Origin of the sequence: Rhodocyclus tenuis (genome assembly GCF_014197755.1) — a bacterium.
In the GTDB taxonomy this organism is placed as follows: Bacteria; Pseudomonadota; Gammaproteobacteria; order Burkholderiales; family Rhodocyclaceae; genus Rhodocyclus; species Rhodocyclus tenuis.
Window position 1 is genome coordinate 261,212 of sequence record NZ_JACIGE010000005.1, and the last position, 18,197, is coordinate 279,408.

The 18,197-nt window shown below is 66.2% G+C and carries 12 protein-coding genes; 2 read left to right on the forward strand and 10 right to left on the reverse strand.

Annotated features, from left to right (window positions below; genetic code table 11):
• Positions 1 to 19: 19 nt before the first annotated feature.
• From GGD90_RS09140 to GGD90_RS09155, 4 genes are read right to left on the reverse strand one after another with little or no spacing between them, the layout of a single operon-like run.
• Positions 20 to 1,777: an ABC transporter ATP-binding protein gene (locus GGD90_RS09140; RefSeq protein WP_153116224.1), complete on the reverse strand. Its 1,758-nt coding sequence runs from the start codon at positions 1,775 to 1,777 to the stop codon at positions 20 to 22.
• Complete coding sequence (locus GGD90_RS09145; protein ID WP_153116225.1) at positions 1,774 to 3,582, reverse strand: ABC transporter ATP-binding protein; 1,809 nt, start codon at positions 3,580 to 3,582, stop codon at positions 1,774 to 1,776. The genes GGD90_RS09140 and GGD90_RS09145 overlap by 4 nt, the downstream gene beginning before the upstream one ends.
• On the reverse strand, positions 3,579 to 4,859 hold the full coding sequence (locus GGD90_RS09150; protein WP_153116226.1) for an MFS transporter: 1,281 nt from the start codon (positions 4,857 to 4,859) through the stop codon (positions 3,579 to 3,581). The genes GGD90_RS09145 and GGD90_RS09150 overlap by 4 nt, the downstream gene beginning before the upstream one ends.
• 14 nt (positions 4,860 to 4,873) lie before the next feature.
• A complete protein-coding gene (locus GGD90_RS09155; RefSeq protein ID WP_184415054.1) occupies positions 4,874 to 7,069 on the reverse strand; it encodes a TonB-dependent receptor in 2,196 nt (731 codons plus the stop codon).
• 12 nt (positions 7,070 to 7,081) lie between these two features.
• Between GGD90_RS09155 and GGD90_RS09160 the strand changes: the two genes are divergently transcribed.
• On the forward strand, positions 7,082 to 8,185 hold the full coding sequence (locus GGD90_RS09160) for a helix-turn-helix transcriptional regulator (protein WP_153116228.1): 1,104 nt from the start codon (positions 7,082 to 7,084) through the stop codon (positions 8,183 to 8,185).
• Positions 8,186 to 8,352: 167 nt separating this feature from the next.
• On the opposite strand, the gene GGD90_RS09165 is transcribed toward GGD90_RS09160, so the two are convergent.
• From GGD90_RS09165 to GGD90_RS09185, 5 genes are read right to left on the reverse strand one after another with little or no spacing between them, the layout of a single operon-like run.
• Entirely contained in the window at positions 8,353 to 9,141 is a 789-nt protein-coding gene (locus tag GGD90_RS09165; protein WP_184415056.1) for an ethylbenzene dehydrogenase-related protein, read from the reverse strand.
• Between the two features lie 51 nt (positions 9,142 to 9,192).
• Positions 9,193 to 9,786, reverse strand: a complete 594-nt coding sequence (locus GGD90_RS09170) for a NapC/NirT family cytochrome c (protein WP_153118114.1) — start codon at positions 9,784 to 9,786, stop codon at positions 9,193 to 9,195.
• A 9-nt stretch (positions 9,787 to 9,795) separates the two neighbouring features.
• Positions 9,796 to 11,235, reverse strand: a complete 1,440-nt coding sequence (locus tag GGD90_RS09175; RefSeq protein ID WP_153118112.1) for an efflux transporter outer membrane subunit — start codon at positions 11,233 to 11,235, stop codon at positions 9,796 to 9,798.
• On the reverse strand, positions 11,228 to 14,320 hold the full coding sequence (locus GGD90_RS09180) for an efflux RND transporter permease subunit (protein WP_153118110.1): 3,093 nt from the start codon (positions 14,318 to 14,320) through the stop codon (positions 11,228 to 11,230). The genes GGD90_RS09175 and GGD90_RS09180 overlap by 8 nt, the downstream gene beginning before the upstream one ends.
• The gene (locus tag GGD90_RS09185) at positions 14,317 to 15,462 is read right to left on the reverse strand and encodes an efflux RND transporter periplasmic adaptor subunit (protein WP_153118108.1); all 1,146 of its coding nucleotides are present in this window, start codon (positions 15,460 to 15,462) and stop codon (positions 14,317 to 14,319) included. Before GGD90_RS09185 ends, GGD90_RS09180 begins: the two co-directional genes overlap by 4 nt.
• A 124-nt stretch (positions 15,463 to 15,586) precedes the next feature.
• Here GGD90_RS09185 and soxR point away from each other — a divergent pair, with 124 nt between their 5' ends.
• Positions 15,587 to 16,048, forward strand: coding sequence for a redox-sensitive transcriptional activator SoxR (gene soxR, locus GGD90_RS09190; protein WP_153118106.1), 462 nt, complete (start codon positions 15,587 to 15,589; stop codon positions 16,046 to 16,048).
• 42 nt (positions 16,049 to 16,090) lie between these two features.
• Here the strand turns inward: soxR and GGD90_RS09195 are convergent, their stop codons facing one another.
• Positions 16,091 to 17,704, reverse strand: a complete 1,614-nt coding sequence (locus tag GGD90_RS09195; RefSeq protein ID WP_153118104.1) for an ATP-binding cassette domain-containing protein — start codon at positions 17,702 to 17,704, stop codon at positions 16,091 to 16,093.
• Between the last annotated feature and the right edge of the window lie 493 nt (positions 17,705 to 18,197).

Here is an 18,197-nt window from a genome sequence, read left to right on the forward strand (position 1 = left end):
GCTGCGACTGGCGGGCGTCTCAGTGTGCGCCTGACGCCGCCAGCGTCCACCTGCGCGCCTGCATCTGCCGTTCCCACAGCCGGGCGTACACTCCCGCCTGCTGCACGAGTTCTTCATGGCGTCCCCGTTCGACGAGGCGCCCGCCATCGAGAACCAGAATCTGCTCGGCGTGGCGCACGCTGTGCAGCCGGTGGGCGATGGCAATCACCGTCCGGCCCCGCGCCAGTTCGGCCAGCGCGCGTTGAATTTCGGCTTCGCCAGACGGATCGACGCTGGCCGTCGCTTCGTCGAGCAGAAGTATCGGCGCATCGCGCAGCAGCGCCCGGGCGATCGACAGGCGCTGACGTTCTCCGCCCGAGAGCGAAGCGCCGCCCTCGTCGAGCACGGTGTCGTAGCCCTGCGGCAAGGCCTCGATGAAGTCATGCGCGCAGGCCCGGCGTGCGGCGGCGACGATCTGGTCGTCGCTGGCGTCAGGGCAACCGATGCGCAGGTTGTCGCGGACGCTGCCGGAGAACAGCACCACGTCCTGGAAGACCATTGCCACATGCCGGTGCAGCAGATGGCTGCCGATGTCGCGCACGTCTACGCCGCCAATTCGGATGGCGCCCGCTTGTACGTCCCACAAGCGGGCAATCAGATGGACCAGGGTCGTCTTGCCGGCGCCGCTCGGGCCGACGATTGCCGTCAGGCCCCGGGCCGGGAAAGTGCAGCTGACGCTACGCAGCGCCACCTCTGCAGCGCCTTCGTAAGCGAAGTGCACCGCGTCGACGACGATGTCGTGACCTTGCGGCGGCAATGCACTCGCCGGCTCCGGTAGCACGGGCTCAGTCAGCAGTTCCTCGATGCGGGACATCGCGCGCCGGGAGAAGCGCAGCATCAGCATGGCCTGACCGACGTCGAACAGTTGCCGATACACCGGCAACACCAGCACCATGAAACTGACCAGTACCAGAGCCGACAAAGTCCCGGCCGACAGCCACCAGACGCCGGCGAATACCAGACCGACGTAGCCGGCTTCGAGCAAGAAGCCGTAAGAGACCAGCCACGGCGTCGGCTTGGACTCGACGGCGACCAGTGCCGCATGCTGTTCGTCGAGCTTGCGCAACAGCCGCTGCCAGGCGTCGCCGAAGCGGCCGAAGCTGCGGATGACGGCGATGCCTTGCACGTACTCCAGCAGTTCCGACTGCACCGATGCGCTGGCGGCGATCAGGCGTTCGCCGGGCTGGCCGACAACGCGCTGCGTCCACCACAGGGCCAGCAGCGCCGGGGGCAGGCCTGCCAGTGCGGCCAGCGCCATGCGCACGTCAATCCAGAACAGGAAGGCCATCAGGCAGATGGGCATCGTCAGCCCGGTGACGAATACGCCGAGAAAGTGCGACCACAGGTGTTCGACCAGCTCCAGATCGGAAGTCAGGCGCGCGCTCAGATCGCCACCGCGCTGGCGGGCGAACCAGCCCATCGGCAGGCGCCGCAGGTGATTGGCAACACGCAGGCGGGCTTCACCCATCAACGCATAGGCGGCGGAAAACAGCATCGGCATGGCAATACGGCCGGCAGCAATGCGCAACATCACGCACGCGAACATCGCCAGTGCATAGAGGCCGGCACTGTGCGTTGTCACCGCGCCGGCCTCGACCTCGCGCAACAGCAGATAGATGAGCGGATACAGTGCGGCGGCGAACAGGCCTTCGGCCGCTGAGCACGCGATTCCGTAAGCCAGCCGCGGATCGTTGCGGCCGGAGAGGCGTTGGCCGACGGAGATGAGATTGCCGATCATGAGTGGTCTTCCGTGAGAGCAACGGCCTCGCTGACGTCCAGTGACCAGTGACGCGCGGCCTCGTGGTCGTGCCAGAGTCGCTGGTAAGCGGGGCAGTCGCGCAGTAGTGCCGCGTGCCGGCCCTGGCCGACGATTCGTCCACCTTCCATCACGACGATGCGGTCGGCGTGCATCACCGTGTGCAGGCGGTGGGCGATCATCAGCACGCTGCGGTCGCGGCACAGCACGTCGAGTGCCTGCTGGATCAGAGCCTCGTTCTCGGCATCGACACTGGCCGTGGCTTCGTCGAGCAGCAGGATCGGGGCGTCCTTGAGCAGAGCCCGGGCGATCGACAGGCGTTGACGCTCTCCGCCGGAGAGGCGGGCGCCGCGTTCGCCGAGCGGGGTGGCATAGCCCTGCGGCAAGGCCATGATGAACTCGTGCGCGCGCGCTGCGCGTGCCGCCGCCTCCAGCTGCGCGTCGCTGGCGTCGGGTTGTGCCAGACGCAGGTTGTCTGCTACCGATCCATGAAAGAGGAATACGTCCTGGAAGACGATGCCGATGCGCTCAAGGAGCGCATCCAGCGGCCATTGCCGCACGTCGAGACCGCCGACGCGGACACTGCCGGCGTCGTATTCGTACAGTCTCGGCACCAGCTTGATCAGCGTGCTTTTTCCCGAGCCGCTGGCGCCGACCAGCGCGGTCAGGCGGCAGGCGTCGGCCTTGAAGCTCACCCCGCGCAGCGATGTCTTGTCGCCGTAACTATGCCGTACGTTCTCGAATTCGATGGCCAGCGGTCCTTGCGGAGGAGCGGCGTGTCCCGTCTGCGCAAGCTTCGGGGCGGCGAGCACCGCGTTGATCCGTGTCAGCGCCTCGACACGCTGCAACTGCTCGCCGAGCGCAAACGTCAGTCGCAGCAGCGGCAGCAGCACCACCGGCGCAAGCAGCAGGAACAGGATGTAGGTCGGCAGGTCCAGCGTGCCGCCCGCATGCAGCCAGGCACCGAGCGGTGCGACAATGACCAGATTGGCCGAGAGCAGGCCGGTGAACAGTACCCAGCCCGCTGAACTGCCGCGCGCGTAGTCCTCGACCCAGGCCACCGCCTTGTGTATCGCCAGTGACAGCTCGCCAAAGGACTGTGCATCGCTGCCGAAGGACTTGATGACCGTGATCCCGCGTACGTATTCGCCGATCTGGTCGGCGATGCGCTTTTGCAGCTCGCTCCATTCGCGCATGCGCCTAGCGGCGCGGCGCATCAGCACCGTTTGCGCGACGAATGCCAGCGGCAGCGGTACCAGCGCGGCCAGCGCCAGCCGCCAGTCAAGCGCGAACAGCAGGACCAGAGTGACCAGCGGTACGGTGGCGGAGGCAACCGCGTCGGGCAGCAAGTGGGCAAGAAAGCCCTCCAGATTGATCACGTCGTCGGTCATCGTCCGCCGCAGGCTGCCTGAGCCGCGCCCGGCAAAGAAGGACAGTGCTACCTCTCCCATTCGCTGTGCCATGCCGAGCCGCAGCCGGTGTTGCACGGCAAAGGCGCCGGTGTGCGCCAGCACGTGGCTGATCGCCATCAGCGCCCAGCGCATTGCCAGCAGTCCCAGCGCCCAGAACGCCAGATACCTGACTTCGGACAGATCAGGACTGGCGGCGAACAGCTCAAGTGCGATGAGGTACAGGCACCAGAATGGCGCAATGCTCAATGCGGCTGAGCCGACCGCGGCGACGCAGGCCCAGCCGAGCGGGCGGGCACCGCGCAAGGCGAGGGCGAGGAAGGTCTGCGGCCGCGTCAGCGGTGTCTGCTGCCGGCTTTGCTTCGCTGCTGTCTTCATGCAGCACCTCGCGCCAGTGTCGGCTTGAGCGCGGCACTGCCAGGGTGTTTTGCCGGTTCGCGGTAGCTCACGGCCAGCCCGACGGCAAGCAGCGCCAGCAAGGCGGCGAGTACGAGCACGCCGGCGTGGCCCAAAGGCACGAGCAGTGCCGCGCCGGCGGCGATCATGCCGAGCGCGAAGAACTGGTTGAGGCTGAACTGGACGCTATAGTCGGTGGCCGGACTGTCAGGTGAAACATGGTCCATCATCAGCGTGGCGAGTACGACTGCAGCCGGGTTGTAGCAAAAGAAGTACAGGCCGACGGCGACGACCGGGGTGCTTTCGCTTGCGCTTGCCAGCAGCGGTAGCGCGATGGCGCCGATGCCCAGAACCTGGATCATCGCGGCCCAGATCAAGGCCCGCCGCCGACCCAGGCGGTAGATAAACCAGCCGCTGAGCATCGCCGCCACGCCGCCGACGATCGAACCGAACACGTTGACGACCCAGCCGATACGCGCCAGTGAGGAGCCCTGCGCCAGCAGCATCGGCGTGATCAGTGCGTAGGCGAGGCTGCTGCTCACGGTATAGAGCAGGACCAGCGCCAGCCAGCGCCTTGCTCCGGGCTGTCGCCAGAATGTCCATAGCCGCGCCACGAAGGCCAGCGTCGAGCTTTCCGAAACCGGCCAGCGTGGTTCCCGGTAGGCAAGCAATTGCAGCAGCGAGACGCTGGTCACGGCAGCCAGGATGCCCATGCTGCCAGCCCAGCCGACATGGCGATAGACGATCAGTACGGCGCCTGCGCCAAGCAGGTTGCCCAACAGTCCGCCGCTGATCTGCAGCCCATTGCCGACGCCACGCTGGGCCTCGGGCAGCACCCGGCACGCCAGCCCGTCGACGGCGATGTCCTGCGTCGCCGAGAGCACTGCGATCAGCAGGCAAAGCGCATAGATGGTGTCAAAGTCTCGCGCCACATCGAGTGTCGCGAGCACGAGCAGCGTCAGCACCATGCCGGCCTGCATCAGGATCAGCCAGCCCCGGTAGTGGCCGTGCCGGCTGAGCTGAAAGCGGTCCACCAGAGGTGACCAGAGGAACTTCAGGGGCCAGACCATACCCACCAGATAGATCATGCTGATCCGCTCCATCGCGGCGCCCTGTTCAAGCAGGATGGCGACGAAGGCCCCCATGAAGAACATCAGCGCCACCGACTGTGTCGTGTACAGGCTGCCCAGCAGCCACCAGACGCGCTTTTCCAGCGGCGCTGCTGGCGCGATCTTGTGGCGCACTGCCTCGGTGCTCATGCGACAGTCCTTCCTTAAAGCTGGTGGCGGAAGCCCAGGCCCACCAGGCGGCCCCGTGAGGGCGCACCATAGGTCACCGTCGGCGAGCCCCAGTACCCGTAAAGCTCGTACTGCTTGTCCAGCAGGTTGTCAGCCCAGACATAGAACTCGGTGCCCCCCTGCTGTACGCCAACGCGCAGATCGAGCTTGCCGTAGCTGTTCATGTCGAAATGGTTTTGCGGGTCAACCGAGCGCTTGCCAACATAAACGTAGTCGGCCTGCGTATTCAGGACCGGCGAGGACATTCCCCAGAATTCGGGGAGCGGCTTACGGTATTGAATGCCCAGCGCAGCGGACCACCGGGCGACATCGGGCATGCGATTGCCGCTGGAGATGCTGCCTACCGAGGTGGCGAGGTTGCTGAGAATCCGCGCATCCATGTAGGTGACTCCGCCTTTCACGGTCAGGCGGTCGTCTACTCGCCACGTGCCTCCCAGTTCGAGGCCCTTGCTGCGCGTGTCCACGTTTTCGACGCTGCTGACGAAGGTGTTCGTGTCATAGACCAGTGTCTGGTTGTCCTTGACGTCGTTGTAGAAGAGCGCGCCGTTGATCGCTAAACGCTGATCCGGCAGCTGCGACTTGAAGCCCAGCTCCGCCGAGTTGACCTTGGCCGCCTTGTACGGGGCACTGTCCGAGATTTGTCCGGCAAAGTCCTGGAAAGACGCCGCGTTGTAGCCACGCGCCAGCGAGCTGTACAAGGTGGTTTGCCGGGTCCATGCGTAGCTCAAGCCGATTCGCCCGGTGTTGTAGGCATCGTTCATGCGGCGCTTGTCCGTCACCGGCGTTCCGGAGTTGCTGTAGCTGGCGTCATAGTCACGTCGCGACCACTCATGGCGCAGTCCGGTGTTGAGCTTGAGCCTGTCCGACAGTGGATAGCTCACATCGCCATACAGCGCATAGCGGCGGGTTTCATAGTTGCGGGCGAACACGTCGCCGCTGGCAGGCGCCTGATGGAGGGTGTTGTTCGAGCGCTTTCCGTCGGAAAAAAACAGGCCGAAGTTCCACGCCATAGGCATGTCCGGAAGCGAGGCCCAGCGCAGGTCCTGGCTGAACACATGCTCGCGGCCGTGGTAGGTCTGGGCGTAAGACATCGGCGCGCCGAACAAGGCCTGGAACAGATCCTGGTCATAGGGCAGCACGCGCGTGAAGTCCTGCGTTGTGTAACCCGTCGTCGCGCTGAACCGGCTGCTTTCGAAGTCGTGGTTGAAGCGCAGCGAATAGAGTCCCAGCGTCTGCTTGTTCGGCCGATAGGTATCCGCCGGAAGATTCTGCGACGGGGAACTGCCATAGGGCCGCAGCACCAGCAGGTTGGGCGATTCCTTGACGCGTTGCTGCGAAGCGCTCAACTCGAAGGAAGTCCGCGCCGACAACTCGCCCAGCAGACTGCCGCGGAATGCAAGGTCGTCCGGCTGGCTCACCGGCTCGCCGTTCCGTCTGTTGGTGACCCACATATCCTCGCCGCTGTGGCGCACCGCAAGCCGGCCGCTGAGGCGATCTGTCAGCGCGCCGCCGATTGCCGCCTCTTCGAGGTTCTTGCCCTGCTGCCCGAGTTCGGCACGTACGGAAGCTTCAGTGTGCGCACCGGGGCGCCGGGTGTGGACATCGATCAGACCTGCTGCGCCGCTGGCCGAGGTTTGCGTTCCCTGCGGCCCCTTCAGGATGTCGATGCGCTCGACATCGAGGGTGCCGAGCGAGAGATAGCGCGACGGTACCTGCACACCGTCAATGCTCAATCCGTGGATGAGATCGTCGCTGCTGCTCTGGTAAAGCGAACCGACGCCACGGATGTACACATTGTTGTCCAGCATTCCGCCTGAGGAATTGACGTTGATGCCCGGTGTGGACCGCAACACCTGCTCGACGCTTTCCAGACGGCGGGTCGTCAGTTCTTCCGCTTCGATCGTGCTGACACTGAAGGGCTGCTCACCGGGAACGAACTCAGACCTGCGCTCAGTGATGACGACGGGCGATAGCGGCGTAACGGCAGCTGTATCGAGCTTGCTATCTTGCCGCGTTGCGCCAGCCTTTTGCGCGTGGTCTTGGGCGTGCTCCTGCGCGGCGCACAGAGGCGAGAGCATGGCCAGCAAGCAATAAACGGCCAGCGGACGGATATTGCCGCGCGTGGTACATGGCTGCGTGTCGGCGGCTTCGGGATCGGGGCGGTTGGGCATGGCGACTCCTGATTGTGGAAAGCATCGGGGTGGCATTCCCCGGAGGGCCTGTCGGCGTCCGGGTTTGCCAATACAGTGTTTCTAGATGATAATCGTTCGCAAATTAATCGCCGCCCGAAGCCGCTCAAGTTTCACCCCGAATACGTCAAGGAAGCCCTCCTCTTCATGTCTGACCGTGATCCGCAGCGCATCAGATCCGGTATTCCGGTATCCCGACTGGTTGCTGACGCCTCAGTGACGAAGCTGGGGCAGGGCGCGTGTTGTCGTGTGCTTCAATTGCCGCTGAGAGACGGCATGGAGCTGCTGCACTGGCACGGTCACTTCGAGGAGCCGCTGGACATATGCTTGCGCGATGACAGCGATCGCATCAGCTTCAGTTTCATCTGCGGTCTTCAGGGGGGCGCCAGCTGCGCCTTCGAGGCAGGCGAGCCGCGCGCCTACGCGATTGAGGCCGGAGCAGGCAACATCAGCTATGGACCCGGGCGCTGCGGGCGTTATCGCCAGCAGGGGACCGTGGAGAGCCTGTCGGTCATGGTCCGGCCCGACATCCTGCTTGCCTGGGAGCCGAGGCTTGATCCAGGGATGCAGCGACTGATCGCCGGCGGCGGTGTCGCCACCGGCTATCGCGGCGCTGAACTGCTGGTTACCGCGAAATGGCTCAACCGGGCGCTCGTCGCCGGGCTGCAGGCGAACTCCAACCATTCCCTCTGGCTGCAAGGCCAGGCGCTCACACTGATCGGACTGTTTTTTGAGGCGCGGACCCTGGAGTTCGGCAACCGCGACCAAGCTTCAAGCGATGCCCGATTGCTGCGCGCACGCGATCGGCTCCTGTCAGACCTCAGCCATGCGCCGACCCTGGCCGAACTGGCCGAACTGGCGGGGATGAGTGAGCCGACTTTGACGCGAGGCTTCCGGCGTCTGTTCGGGTCAAGTCCTTACGCGCTCTTCCAGCGGGAACGCATGCACGCGGCGCGGACCAGACTGCAGCTTGAACAGGCGCCAATCAGCGTGATTGCGACAGACCTGGGCTATACCAACACCAGTCATTTCGCCGCCGCATTTCGCCGCCAGTTCGGCATGCCGCCAAGCCAGTTGAAAGCCATCGGGCAGCCCTGAGCCAATGGATGTGGCGACGGGGAGCGGGTCGGCAAATTGTTCGTGAACTGCCTGCCGGAGCCCGGTTCCGGGGCACGCAGACAGTTTTGCCACGCCGTTTCGGCTTCGTCGCCACACCGCGCGGTGCGGGTTTTTGCTCAGACAGCGCTTGCGCCCGCATTGCGGTTTCAGCGAGCCAGCGCCTGCACCTCACCCGCCGCGCCGCCGATGCCGAGGCGGTAGCCGAGCGAGACGTAGTGCATGCGGCCGGCCGCACGGTTGGCGTGGATGGCGATGCCGAAGGGAACGCTGCGCCCCTCGACGACGGCGCCGCCGAGCTTGCGCGAGAAGGTGACGGTAGTCCTGTCACCGTCCTTGCCGCTCTCGACCTTGACGCCGGCCGGCAGCGCCGCCGGCGTCTTGCCGCTCTTCCATTGCAGCAGCTCGAAGCTGCCGGCGCTGACGTACTTGCCCTTCTTCGCATCGCCGCCGGGCATCCCGCGCATGTCCTTGTGGCAGCTCGTCCAGCAGCCGGCGAGCTTGGCCTGCGGCACCTTGTCGTCGAGCAGCATGATCGCCGCCTTGAGTTCGTTGTCGGCGTCGCTGCCGGGCTTGCTGTCGGCCGGCGGTTTGAACGACAGGCGCACGTTGAGCGTTCCCTTTTCCACTGCGGCCTGCACGCTCACCGGGAAGCTCACCGTTTTCGGCATTGCCTGCGCGTCGGGTTCGCGCGGCACCAGTTTCTTGGCGGTGTAGTCGAGGCCCTTCTTCGTTTCGTGACAGATGATGCACGGCTGCCCGGCCTTGACGATGCTGGCGCCGGGGTGCTCGCTGCCGATCCACTCGAACGAGGTTGCACCGGCGTGGAACACCGTGATCGCGCGCGCCGGAATCTTGCTCCAGTCGGGCGCGGCAAACGCGGCGCTGCAGGCGAGCGCGAGCGGGAGAACGAGGGCGAGGCGGGTCGATGGCTGCATGAGGCTTCCTTTCACAAGATTGGCAAGGGGTGGCGGTGAGCGGCGTGGGCGTCATTCACCGTCGGGAATGTTCTCGGGCAGCTGGTGGGCGATTCCCTTGTGGCAGTCGATGCAGGTCTGACCGTCCTGACCGATCATCGCGTGCATGGCACTGGCGCGCGGCGTCTGCTTGTCGGCCGCCATGCCCTGCACCTGATGGCAGCTGCGGCATTCGCGCGAGTCGGTCGCCTTCATGCGCGCCCATTCGTGCTGCGCCAGTTCGAGGCGTTTGGCGGCGAATTTCTCGGGCGTGCTGATGCTGCCGCTGAGCTTGCCCCACAGTTCCTTGGCCGAGAGGAGCTTCTTTTCCACTTTCGGTCCGAGCGGCTTGGGGATATGGCAGTCGGCGCAGTCGGCGCGGACGCCGCTGCGGTTGTTGTAGTGCGCGCTCTGCTTGTACTCCGTGCTTACCGTCGCCATTTCGTGGCAGGCATCGGCGCAGAATCCCGGCGAACTCGTCGCCTCGAAGGTGTAATGCGTGCCGCCGATGAAGGCGATGCCGGCGATGAAACCGGTGCCAAGCAGTGCCAGCAGCGAATAGCGCACCGACGGGCGCAGCAGGGTGGTCCGGAGGAAATTGAGCAAACGGGAAACAGCGTTCGGCATGGCGGTCTTTCAGGGCGTCGATGGATGAATTGAGGGGGCTGCGCTGTCGCTTTCCCAGCCGCCGCCGAGCGCGCGGAAGACGTCGATGCGCGCGCCGTTGAGCGCGACCGCCGATTCCAGGCGCGTCGAGCGGGCAGCGATCTCCTCGCGGCTGGCGTCGAGCAGTTCGAGCTGCGAGGCGCTGCCGGCGCGATAGCGCGCTTCGGCCAGAGCGTAGGCGCTACGCGCGTGCCGTTCGGCCTCGGCGAGCCGGGTCTGGCGTTGCTGTTCGGCGTCGAGGCTGGAAAGCGCCTGCTCGGCCTCGCGCAGCGCGTTCACCACGCTGCCGTCGAAGGCCGCCAGCGACGCCCGACTCTGCGCCTCGGACTGCCCGATGCGTGCCCGCGCGGCGCTGATGTTGGGGAAGCTCCACGCGAGCAGTGGGCCGACGGCGAAGCTCCAGCTGTCGCTGCTCTGGCCAGCGGTGTGCGCATAGCTGCTGGCGCCGGCGAGCGAGATGCGCGGATAGAGGTCGGCGGTGGCGACGCCGATGCGCGCCGTGTCCGCCGCCAGCCGGCGTTCGGCCTGGCGGATGTCTGGTCGGCGACGCAGCAGCGCGGCACCGTCGCCTGCCGGAATCGGCGCGGCCAGCGTCGGCGCCCTGGCGCAGGCCGCCGCGGCCGGCGGAATGTCGGCCGGCGTGCCGCCGAGCAGCGCCGCCAGCGCCAGCAGCGCGTTGCGCCGACGCGCCTCAAGCGGCGGCAACGCCGCCTCGGCATTGGCGCGTGTCACGGCGGCGCGCTCGACCTCGAGACGCGCGGCCGCGCCGGCGTGCTCGCGCTGTTCGCTCAGCGCGAGCGTCTGCCGGGCGACGGCAATCGACTCCTGCGCTGCCGCCAGCGATTCGGCGAGCGTGCAGGCGAGAACGTACTGGCGCGTGGTGTCGGCGGCGACGGCGACGCGAACGCCGTCGCGTGCCGCCGCGACGGCCTCGACATCGGCGTTCGCCGCTTCGACCAGACGCCGTACGCGGCCCGGCAGGTCGACTTCCCAGGCCACCGCGATGCCACCGCTCGTCGTCCATTGCCGCTGCGGCAACAGGCTGCCGTTACCGGTTGAGGACGTGTTGTCGCCGTCGCTGCGCGCGGCGCTGATCTGCGTCGACGGCAGGCGGGCGACTTCGGCTGCGGACAGCACAGCGCGCTCGCGTTCGAGGTTGGCGGTGGCGACGCGCAGGTCGGTGTTGGCGGCGAAGGCGCGTTGCACCAGTGCGTCGAGCACGGGGTCTTCGTACAGCCGCCACCAGCGCGCGGGCAGTGGGGCGGCGCTTGCCGTAGCACCGGCGCTGATGAAGGGCTGCGCGGCGGTTTCCGGCAGCGGCGGCGCGACATAGTGCGGGCCGACGGCGCAGGCGCCGAGCAGCAGCGTTGGCACGAATGCGGCCAGCGGAACGAGTCGGCGATTACACATGGCGCAGTTCCCCGCTGGTCGCTGGCATATCGGTGAGTTCGCGCGCGCGCATCGAGTTGGCGTGCGCGTGGTGATCGCGCGCCAAGAGGCTGTAGATCGTCGGCAGCACGAACAGCGTGAACAAGGTGCCGATCATCATGCCGCTGACGACGACGATGCCGATTGCGAAACGGCTGCCGGCGCCGGCGCCACTGGCGAAGAGCAGTGGCACCAGGCCGACGATCATCGCCGTCGTCGTCATCAGCACCGGCCGCATGCGGATCACGGCGGCCTTGCGGATCGCCTCGAGCGGTGGCAGTGCCTCGTTTTTCTGGATGTCGTTGGCGAACGAGACCATCAGGATGCCGTGTTTGGAGATCAGCCCGATCAGCGTCACCAGGCCGATCTGCGTGTAGATGTTGAGCGTGGTGTAGCCGAGCCAGAGCGGCGTCAGCGCGCCGCAGATTGCCAGCGGCACCGTCACCAGGATCACCAGCGGGTCGCGCAGGCTCTCGAACTGTGCCGCCAGCACGAGGAAGATCACCACCAGCGCGAAAGCGAAGGAGAGCGTCAGACGATTGCCTTCGTGCACGTACTGGCGGCTGTCGGACAGCCAGTCGATGCGCGCGCCGGCCGGCAGCGGCAATTGTTCGAGGTAGTCGACGGCCTGGCCCATGGTGACACCGGGCAGCAGTACGCCCGACAGCGTCGCTGCGTTCATCTGGTTGAACTGCGGCAGGCGGTTCGGCGCCGGCCTGACCTGCACGTCTACCAGCGTCGCCAGCGGCACCAGTGCTCCCGACTGCGCGCGCACGTAGTAGCCGGTCAGGTCGTCGGGCGCGCGGCGCTTGCCTTGCGGCACCTGCGCGATGACGTCGTAGGAACGGTCGAACCAGTTGAAGCGGTTGATCGTCGCCTCGCCGACCAGCGTCGCCAGCGTGTCAGCGATGGCGCTCATCGACACGCCCATCTCGCCGGCCTTGGCGGCGTTGATCGACAGCCGCGCCTGCGGGCTGTCGAAGGCGAGGTCGCTCTCGACGAAGGCGAAGAGGCCGCTTTTCCTCGCCGCGCTCTTGATCTCTTCCATTGTCCGGTAGAGCGCTGGGAAATCGTCGGGCGCGCGCAGCACCATCTGCACCGGCAGACCGCCGCTGCCCGCCGGCAAGGGCGCCGGCTGGAAAGCCGTCAGCGACACGCCGGTGATTCCCGGCGCGCGGCCGTTCAGCGTGTTCTGCACCTGATCGGCGCTCTGCCGGCGCTCGGCCCATGGGCTGAGCACGACGCCGCCGAAGCCGATGTTCTGGCTGCCGGCGCCGTTGACCATGAAGCTCGTCGCGTAGTCGGGCAGCGCGCGGAAAAAGCCTTGCACGTCCTGCGCGAAACGTTCCGTATAGGCGAGGTTGGCGTACTGCGGCGCCTTGGTCTGGATGAAGACGTAGCCCTGGTCCTCGCGCGGCGCCAGTTCGCGCTTGACGCCGAGGAAGAGCACGACGATGCCGACCAGCACCGCGGCGCAGACCAGCAGCACGCCCGAGCGCGCGTGCAGCGTGTGTTCGAGCAGGCGACCGTAGCCCTGCGCCAGCCCGTGCATCGCCTGTTCGACGCGCTGCGCGAAGCGCCCTTCGGCGACGCGTGCGCCGAGCAGGTAGCTGCTCATCATCGGCGAGAGCGTCAGCGCGATCAGACCGGAGACGATCACCGAACCGGCCAGCGTGAACGCGAACTCGCGGAAGAGCGCGCCGGTCAGCCCACCCATCAGGCCGATCGGCGCATAGACGGCGGCTAGCGTGATCGTCATGGCGATCACCGGCGTGACGATCTCGCGCGCGCCGACCAGCGCCGCGCGCGGCGGCGACAGCCCGTCCTCGATGTGGCGATGGATGTTCTCGACGACGACGATGGCGTCGTCGACGACCAGCCCGATCGCCAGCACCATCGCCAGCAGCGTCAGCAGGTTGAGCGAAAAGCCGCAGACCAGCATCAGTGCCGCCGTGCCCACCAGCGACAGCGGAATGGTGACGATCGGGATCAGCACCGCGCGCAGCGAACCGAGAAACAGGAAGATCGCCAGCACGACGATGACGATCGCTTCGAGCAGCGTGCGGATCACTTCGTCGATCGACGCGTGCACGAAGCGCGCGGTGTCGAATGAATTGACCACCTGCAACCCCGGCGGCGCGGCGCGTTGCAGCTCGGGCAGCAGCGCGTTGACGCCGGCGACGATGGTCAGCGGATTGCCGTCGGGCGTTGGCGCTACCGACAGCGAGACGGCAAGCTTGCCGTCGTTGAGGAAGCTGCTGTCGTAGTTCTGGCCGCCGAGTTCGACCGTCGCCACATCCGACAGGCGCACGACGCTGTTGTCGGCGCGCTTGATCACCATGTCGCGGAAGGCCTGCACGCTGCGCAGATCGGTGGCGGCGGTGATCGGGATCAGCGTCTCGGCGCCCTTCAGCGCGCCCGGCGCCGCCTGCACGTTGTTGCTGCGCAGCGCGGTGAGCAGGTCGCTGGCGGCAAGGCCGTGCGCCGCCAGCTTGAGCGGATCGACCCACAGGCGCATGGCGAAGGTCTGGCCGCCGTGCAGTTCGGTCGAAGCGACTCCCGGCACCGAGGTGATCAGCGGCTGCGCGACGCGGGAGACGAAATCGGTGATCTGCGCGATGCTCTGCTGCTCGCCGACGAAGGCCAGATACTGCACGGCGGAAACGCCATCGGTGATCTTCTCGATCACCGGGTCGTAGGCGCCATCCGGCAGCCGGTATTTCACCTGCTGCACCTTGGCGAGGATCTCGGTCATCGCGCGGTCGGCGTTGGCGTTGAGAACGAGCTTGGCCTTGATCTGGCTGTTGCCGGTGGTCGAGGTCGAACTCAGGTACTCGATGCCGTTGGCGGTGGCGATCGCCTGCGCGATCGGCGTCGTCACGAAGCCCTGCATCACCTCCTGTGTCGCGCCGGGATAGCGCGTGTTGACGACGATGGTGGCGCTTTCCATCTTCGGGTACTGGCGCATCGGCAGCGCGAACAGCGCGGCGATGCCGGTGAGCAGGATCAGCAGGCTCAGCGTCAGCGACAGGATCGGCCGGCGGATGAACAGGTCGGTGAAGCTCATTGGCCGCTCCCCGCATGGACAGCAGCATCGGCTGCCGGCTTTTGCACCCGATGCACGGCGGCGCCGGGCTGGATGCGCAACTGGCCTTCGCTGACGACGAGATCGCCGGCCTTGAGCCCCTGTTTGACGAGCACGCGGTCGCCGATGCGCCGGCCGAGCGTGAGCGGAACGATTTCGGCCTTGCCGGTTTCCTGCGCGTCGAGATCGCGCACGACGACGGCGGCGTCGCCGATCGCCGAAGTGAGCACTGCCGTTGCCGGGATCAGCAGCGCGTCGGGCTCGGCCGGCAGTTCGACGGCGACCGTGACGTACATGCCGGGGCGCAGCGCGCGCTGCGGATTGGCGAGCGTTGCCTGCACCGTGGCGTTGCGCGTGTCGCGGCCGACCTGCGGTTCGATCGCGCTGATGCGCGCCGGTAGCGGCGTGGCACCCGGCGTATCGCTGCGCACCGCGACGTGCTGGCCGACGCGCAGACGGTCGAGCGCCTGCTGCGGCACGTCGAAGTTCACGTACAGCGAGTCGAGGTCGGTCAGCGTGACGAGCGTGTCGCCGGCGTTGAGGTACTGACCGATATCGACTTGGCGCAGCCCGAGTTCGCCGGCGAAAGGCGCCCTGACGTGCATCTTGCGGATGCGCGTTTCCAGTTGCAGCACTTGCGCCGCGCTCTGGTCGCGCTCGGCGCGGCGTTGCTCGAGCAGTTCCCGGGCGATGGCGCCCGAATCCGCCAGTTCGCTGGCGCGTTGCCACTGCTGCTGCGCGAAGCGCGTGCTGGCCTGCGCGGCCAGCAGATTGGCCTGTTCGGTCGAATCGTCGAGCTGGACGAGGAGGGTGCCGGCCTTGACGCTCTGGCCGGGCGTGAACGCGATGCGGGCGATGCGGCCGGGGATTTCGTTGGCGACGCTTACCTGCCGCAGCGCGCGCAGCTCGCCCAGCGCAGCCAGCGTGTCCGGCGCCGATTCGGCGACCATTGGCACCACGACGACGTCGATGGCGCCGGGCGGGCGATAGCCATTTCCGCTGTTGTGCGCGCTGCGCCACGCCCACAGCGCGCCGGCGATGAGGGCGAGGAGCGCGGCAGCGACGAGCAGCGGACGCCACGCGCCGGCCGTTCCCGGCGATTTTTCCTGCAGAGGGTCGTTCATGCTTTGCTCCCGAAAACACCCTGATGTGTTTTCCTCGCCGGAACCAAAACTGAAGGTCTCTTCTCTAAGGCCGGGTCGGATGGGATAGACTATAAAACCTCAACTTAACTTGAGGTCAATAGGCATGCGCAAAGCAATTTCGACCGGCGCCACGCCGCTTCTCCCGATCGGCGTCATCGCCCGGCGCAGTGGCGTGCCGGTGTCGACCATCCACTTCTACGAGTCGAAAGGCCTGATCAGCAGCGTGCGCAGCGAAGGCAACCAGCGCCGCTACGCGCCGGTCGTGCTGCGCTATATCGCCGTGATCAAGGTGGCGCAGCGCACCGGCATCCCGCTCGAAGACATCGGCGCCGCGCTGAGTCGTTTCCCACCCGGCAGCAAGCTTTCCGCGAGCCAGTGGAAAACGCTGGCGTCCGGCTGGCGCGACGGTCTCGACGAGCGCATCAACAAGCTGACCCGGCTGCGCGATGAGCTGAACCAGTGCATCGGCTGCGGCTGCCTGTCGCTGGAGGAGTGTCCGCTGCGCAATCCGGGCGACGTGCTCGGAACGAAGGGGGCGGGCGCGCGCATTCTCGAGCGGCCCTAGCGTCAGTTGTCCACCCGCCGCGCTTGGCAGCCATGTCTGCATTCACCACGACTCGATCAGCCAGCCCTGTCCGCTTGCCAGCAGTCGATGCGTCAGGCCAAGGCTGTCGAGAAAAGCCTGGTCGTGTGACACCACGACCAGGGCGCCGTGGTACTCGCGCAACTGGCTCGCCAGCGCCTGCAGCGAGGGTAGATCGAGGTGATTATCCGGCTCGTCGAACAAGAGCAGCTCTGCGGGCGGGTCGATATAGAGCGCGCTGGCCAGCGTCGCCATCAGGCGTTCGCCGCCACTGAGCACGCCGGCGGGAAGCATGATCTTCTGCGCATCGAGTCCGAGTTGTGCGAGGCGCATGCGCAACTGAGCTTCGCTGGCGCCGCGCGTGGTTGCCAGCATCTGTTCCAGTAGCGGCCGCTGCAGGTCCAGATTGTCGAGCCGCTGGTCGAGGTAGACGCTCCTGGCCGTGACGTGGCGGCTTCCGGCCAGCGGCTCTAGCCGGCCGGCGAGCAATTTGAGCAGCGTCGATTTGCCGCAGCCATTGGCGCCGACCACACCGAGCCGCTGCTGACCAGTCAGAATCAGGCTGATGCCGTGCGTAGCGCCCGCAACGAAGGGCAGCTCCACTGCGTCCAGGTACGCCACACGGCGTTGTGCTGCCGGGCTGACCGGCGGCGCGTGCAGCTTGATCGGTGCTTCGCGGTCCACCCTTTGCGCGGCTTCGTGCACGCGCAGGGCGAGTTGCTGTCGCTTGCTGTCATGCTGCTGGCGCAGCTTGCCGGTCGAGTTTTCGCTGCGCTCTTTCTGACCGCCCAACAGGATGCTGGCCTGATTGGCGACATGAGCAACCCTGTTGCCTCTGGCCTGTCTTTGCTCCTGGCGCTCGCGCTGTTCGCGCATCGATTTTTCTTCGCGCCGGTATTCGTCGCGGCATTGTTCGAGCGTCTGGAGCGCGTTCTGCTGCTCCTGTGCTTTGCAGCGGGAATAGAACGCATGGTTGCCGCCATAACTGAACAGTCCCCGGGAAGATAATTCCAGGATGCGTTGCATGCCATCGAGCAGCTGCCGGTCGTGGCTGATCACCAGCAGTCCGCGCGGCCAGCGCTGCAGTTGTTCGATCAGCGCCAGCCGGTTCGGCCGATCCAGGTGGTTGCTGGGTTCGTCGAGAATCAGGAAGTCAGCGTCCGCGAGCATGGCGCCGATCAGGGCAACGCGCCTGGCTTCACCGCCACTCAAGCGAGCGGCGGGCGTCGCTGCCGCAAGATGAGCGAGGCCGTTACGCGCAAGCGCCAATTCAAAACGCTGGCGGATATCCCAGCGATCGCCAACGGCAGCAAAGTCTTCTGCCGCGGCACTGCCCGCCTCGATGCGTGCAAGTGCCGCCAGTGCGCCGTTCACACTTGCCAGATCAGCGACGCCGGCGTCTGCCGTAGGCGCGATCTGCTGTGGCAGGTAATGCACGCTGCCGGAACACACTCTGCGCCCGGTCGACGCGCGCAGGCTGCCGGCCAGAATCGCCGCGAGCACGCTCTTGCCGACGCCGTTGCGTCCGACCAGACCGGCGTGCCGCTGGTCGAACTGTACGTCGAGATTCGAGAAAAGCGTTCTGCCGGAGGGCAGAACAAAGGACACGCCAGCCAGCGCGAGAAGCGGATTCGTCATGCCTTACTCCAGGGATGCCAGGAACTCCCCCGACTCTTGGGGGGTGGAGACTGGCCGTCATGCTGACGGCGGCATCAATGGCGCATGGGACGAATACCTCGAAGCTGAAGGGAATATTTTCCATTGTAGAACTTCGGGTCACGGCTGCAAGGCAAGCGCAGCTATTCGCTGCCGGATAGCGAGGTCGACCGGCGCCCGTCGCACCGGGCCACCTTCCGGATCGCCAGCGGGGTGCGTACAATCGCCCGCCATCCGCAGCGTCGTCTGACTGGTCGTCCGCTTCGTCGGCCGTGCCTGGCGGTAGCATTGCCGCTGGCCGGACCTAGCTTTGCCCAACTGTTTCGGCAAGGCTGCCCGTCGTGCAGAAAAACGAAATATAATCAAAAAGTTATATGATCAATTACGCCAAAATCCTCGGCCTGTTTCTGCTTGCCTTCCTGCTCAACAGTGTGGCGCCGGAGATCCTGCACCATCTTGATCATTTCGAGGGGAC

Coding starts and splice junctions, on each gene's coding strand:
- GGD90_RS09140 (WP_153116224.1), bottom strand. CDS start 1,777: ATGATCGGCAATCTCATCTCCGTCGGCCAACGCCTCTCCGGCCGCAAC.
- GGD90_RS09145 (WP_153116225.1), bottom strand. CDS start 3,582: ATGAAGACAGCAGCGAAGCAAAGCCGGCAGCAGACACCGCTGACGCGG.
- GGD90_RS09150 (WP_153116226.1), bottom strand. CDS start 4,859: ATGAGCACCGAGGCAGTGCGCCACAAGATCGCGCCAGCAGCGCCGCTG.
- GGD90_RS09155 (WP_184415054.1), bottom strand. CDS start 7,069: ATGCCCAACCGCCCCGATCCCGAAGCCGCCGACACGCAGCCATGTACC.
- GGD90_RS09165 (WP_184415056.1), bottom strand. CDS start 9,141: ATGCAGCCATCGACCCGCCTCGCCCTCGTTCTCCCGCTCGCGCTCGCC.
- GGD90_RS09170 (WP_153118114.1), bottom strand. CDS start 9,786: ATGCCGAACGCTGTTTCCCGTTTGCTCAATTTCCTCCGGACCACCCTG.
- GGD90_RS09175 (WP_153118112.1), bottom strand. CDS start 11,235: ATGTGTAATCGCCGACTCGTTCCGCTGGCCGCATTCGTGCCAACGCTG.
- GGD90_RS09180 (WP_153118110.1), bottom strand. CDS start 14,320: ATGAGCTTCACCGACCTGTTCATCCGCCGGCCGATCCTGTCGCTGACG.
- GGD90_RS09185 (WP_153118108.1), bottom strand. CDS start 15,462: ATGAACGACCCTCTGCAGGAAAAATCGCCGGGAACGGCCGGCGCGTGG.
- soxR (WP_153118106.1), top strand. CDS start 15,587: ATGCGCAAAGCAATTTCGACCGGCGCCACGCCGCTTCTCCCGATCGGC.
- GGD90_RS09195 (WP_153118104.1), bottom strand. CDS start 17,704: ATGACGAATCCGCTTCTCGCGCTGGCTGGCGTGTCCTTTGTTCTGCCC.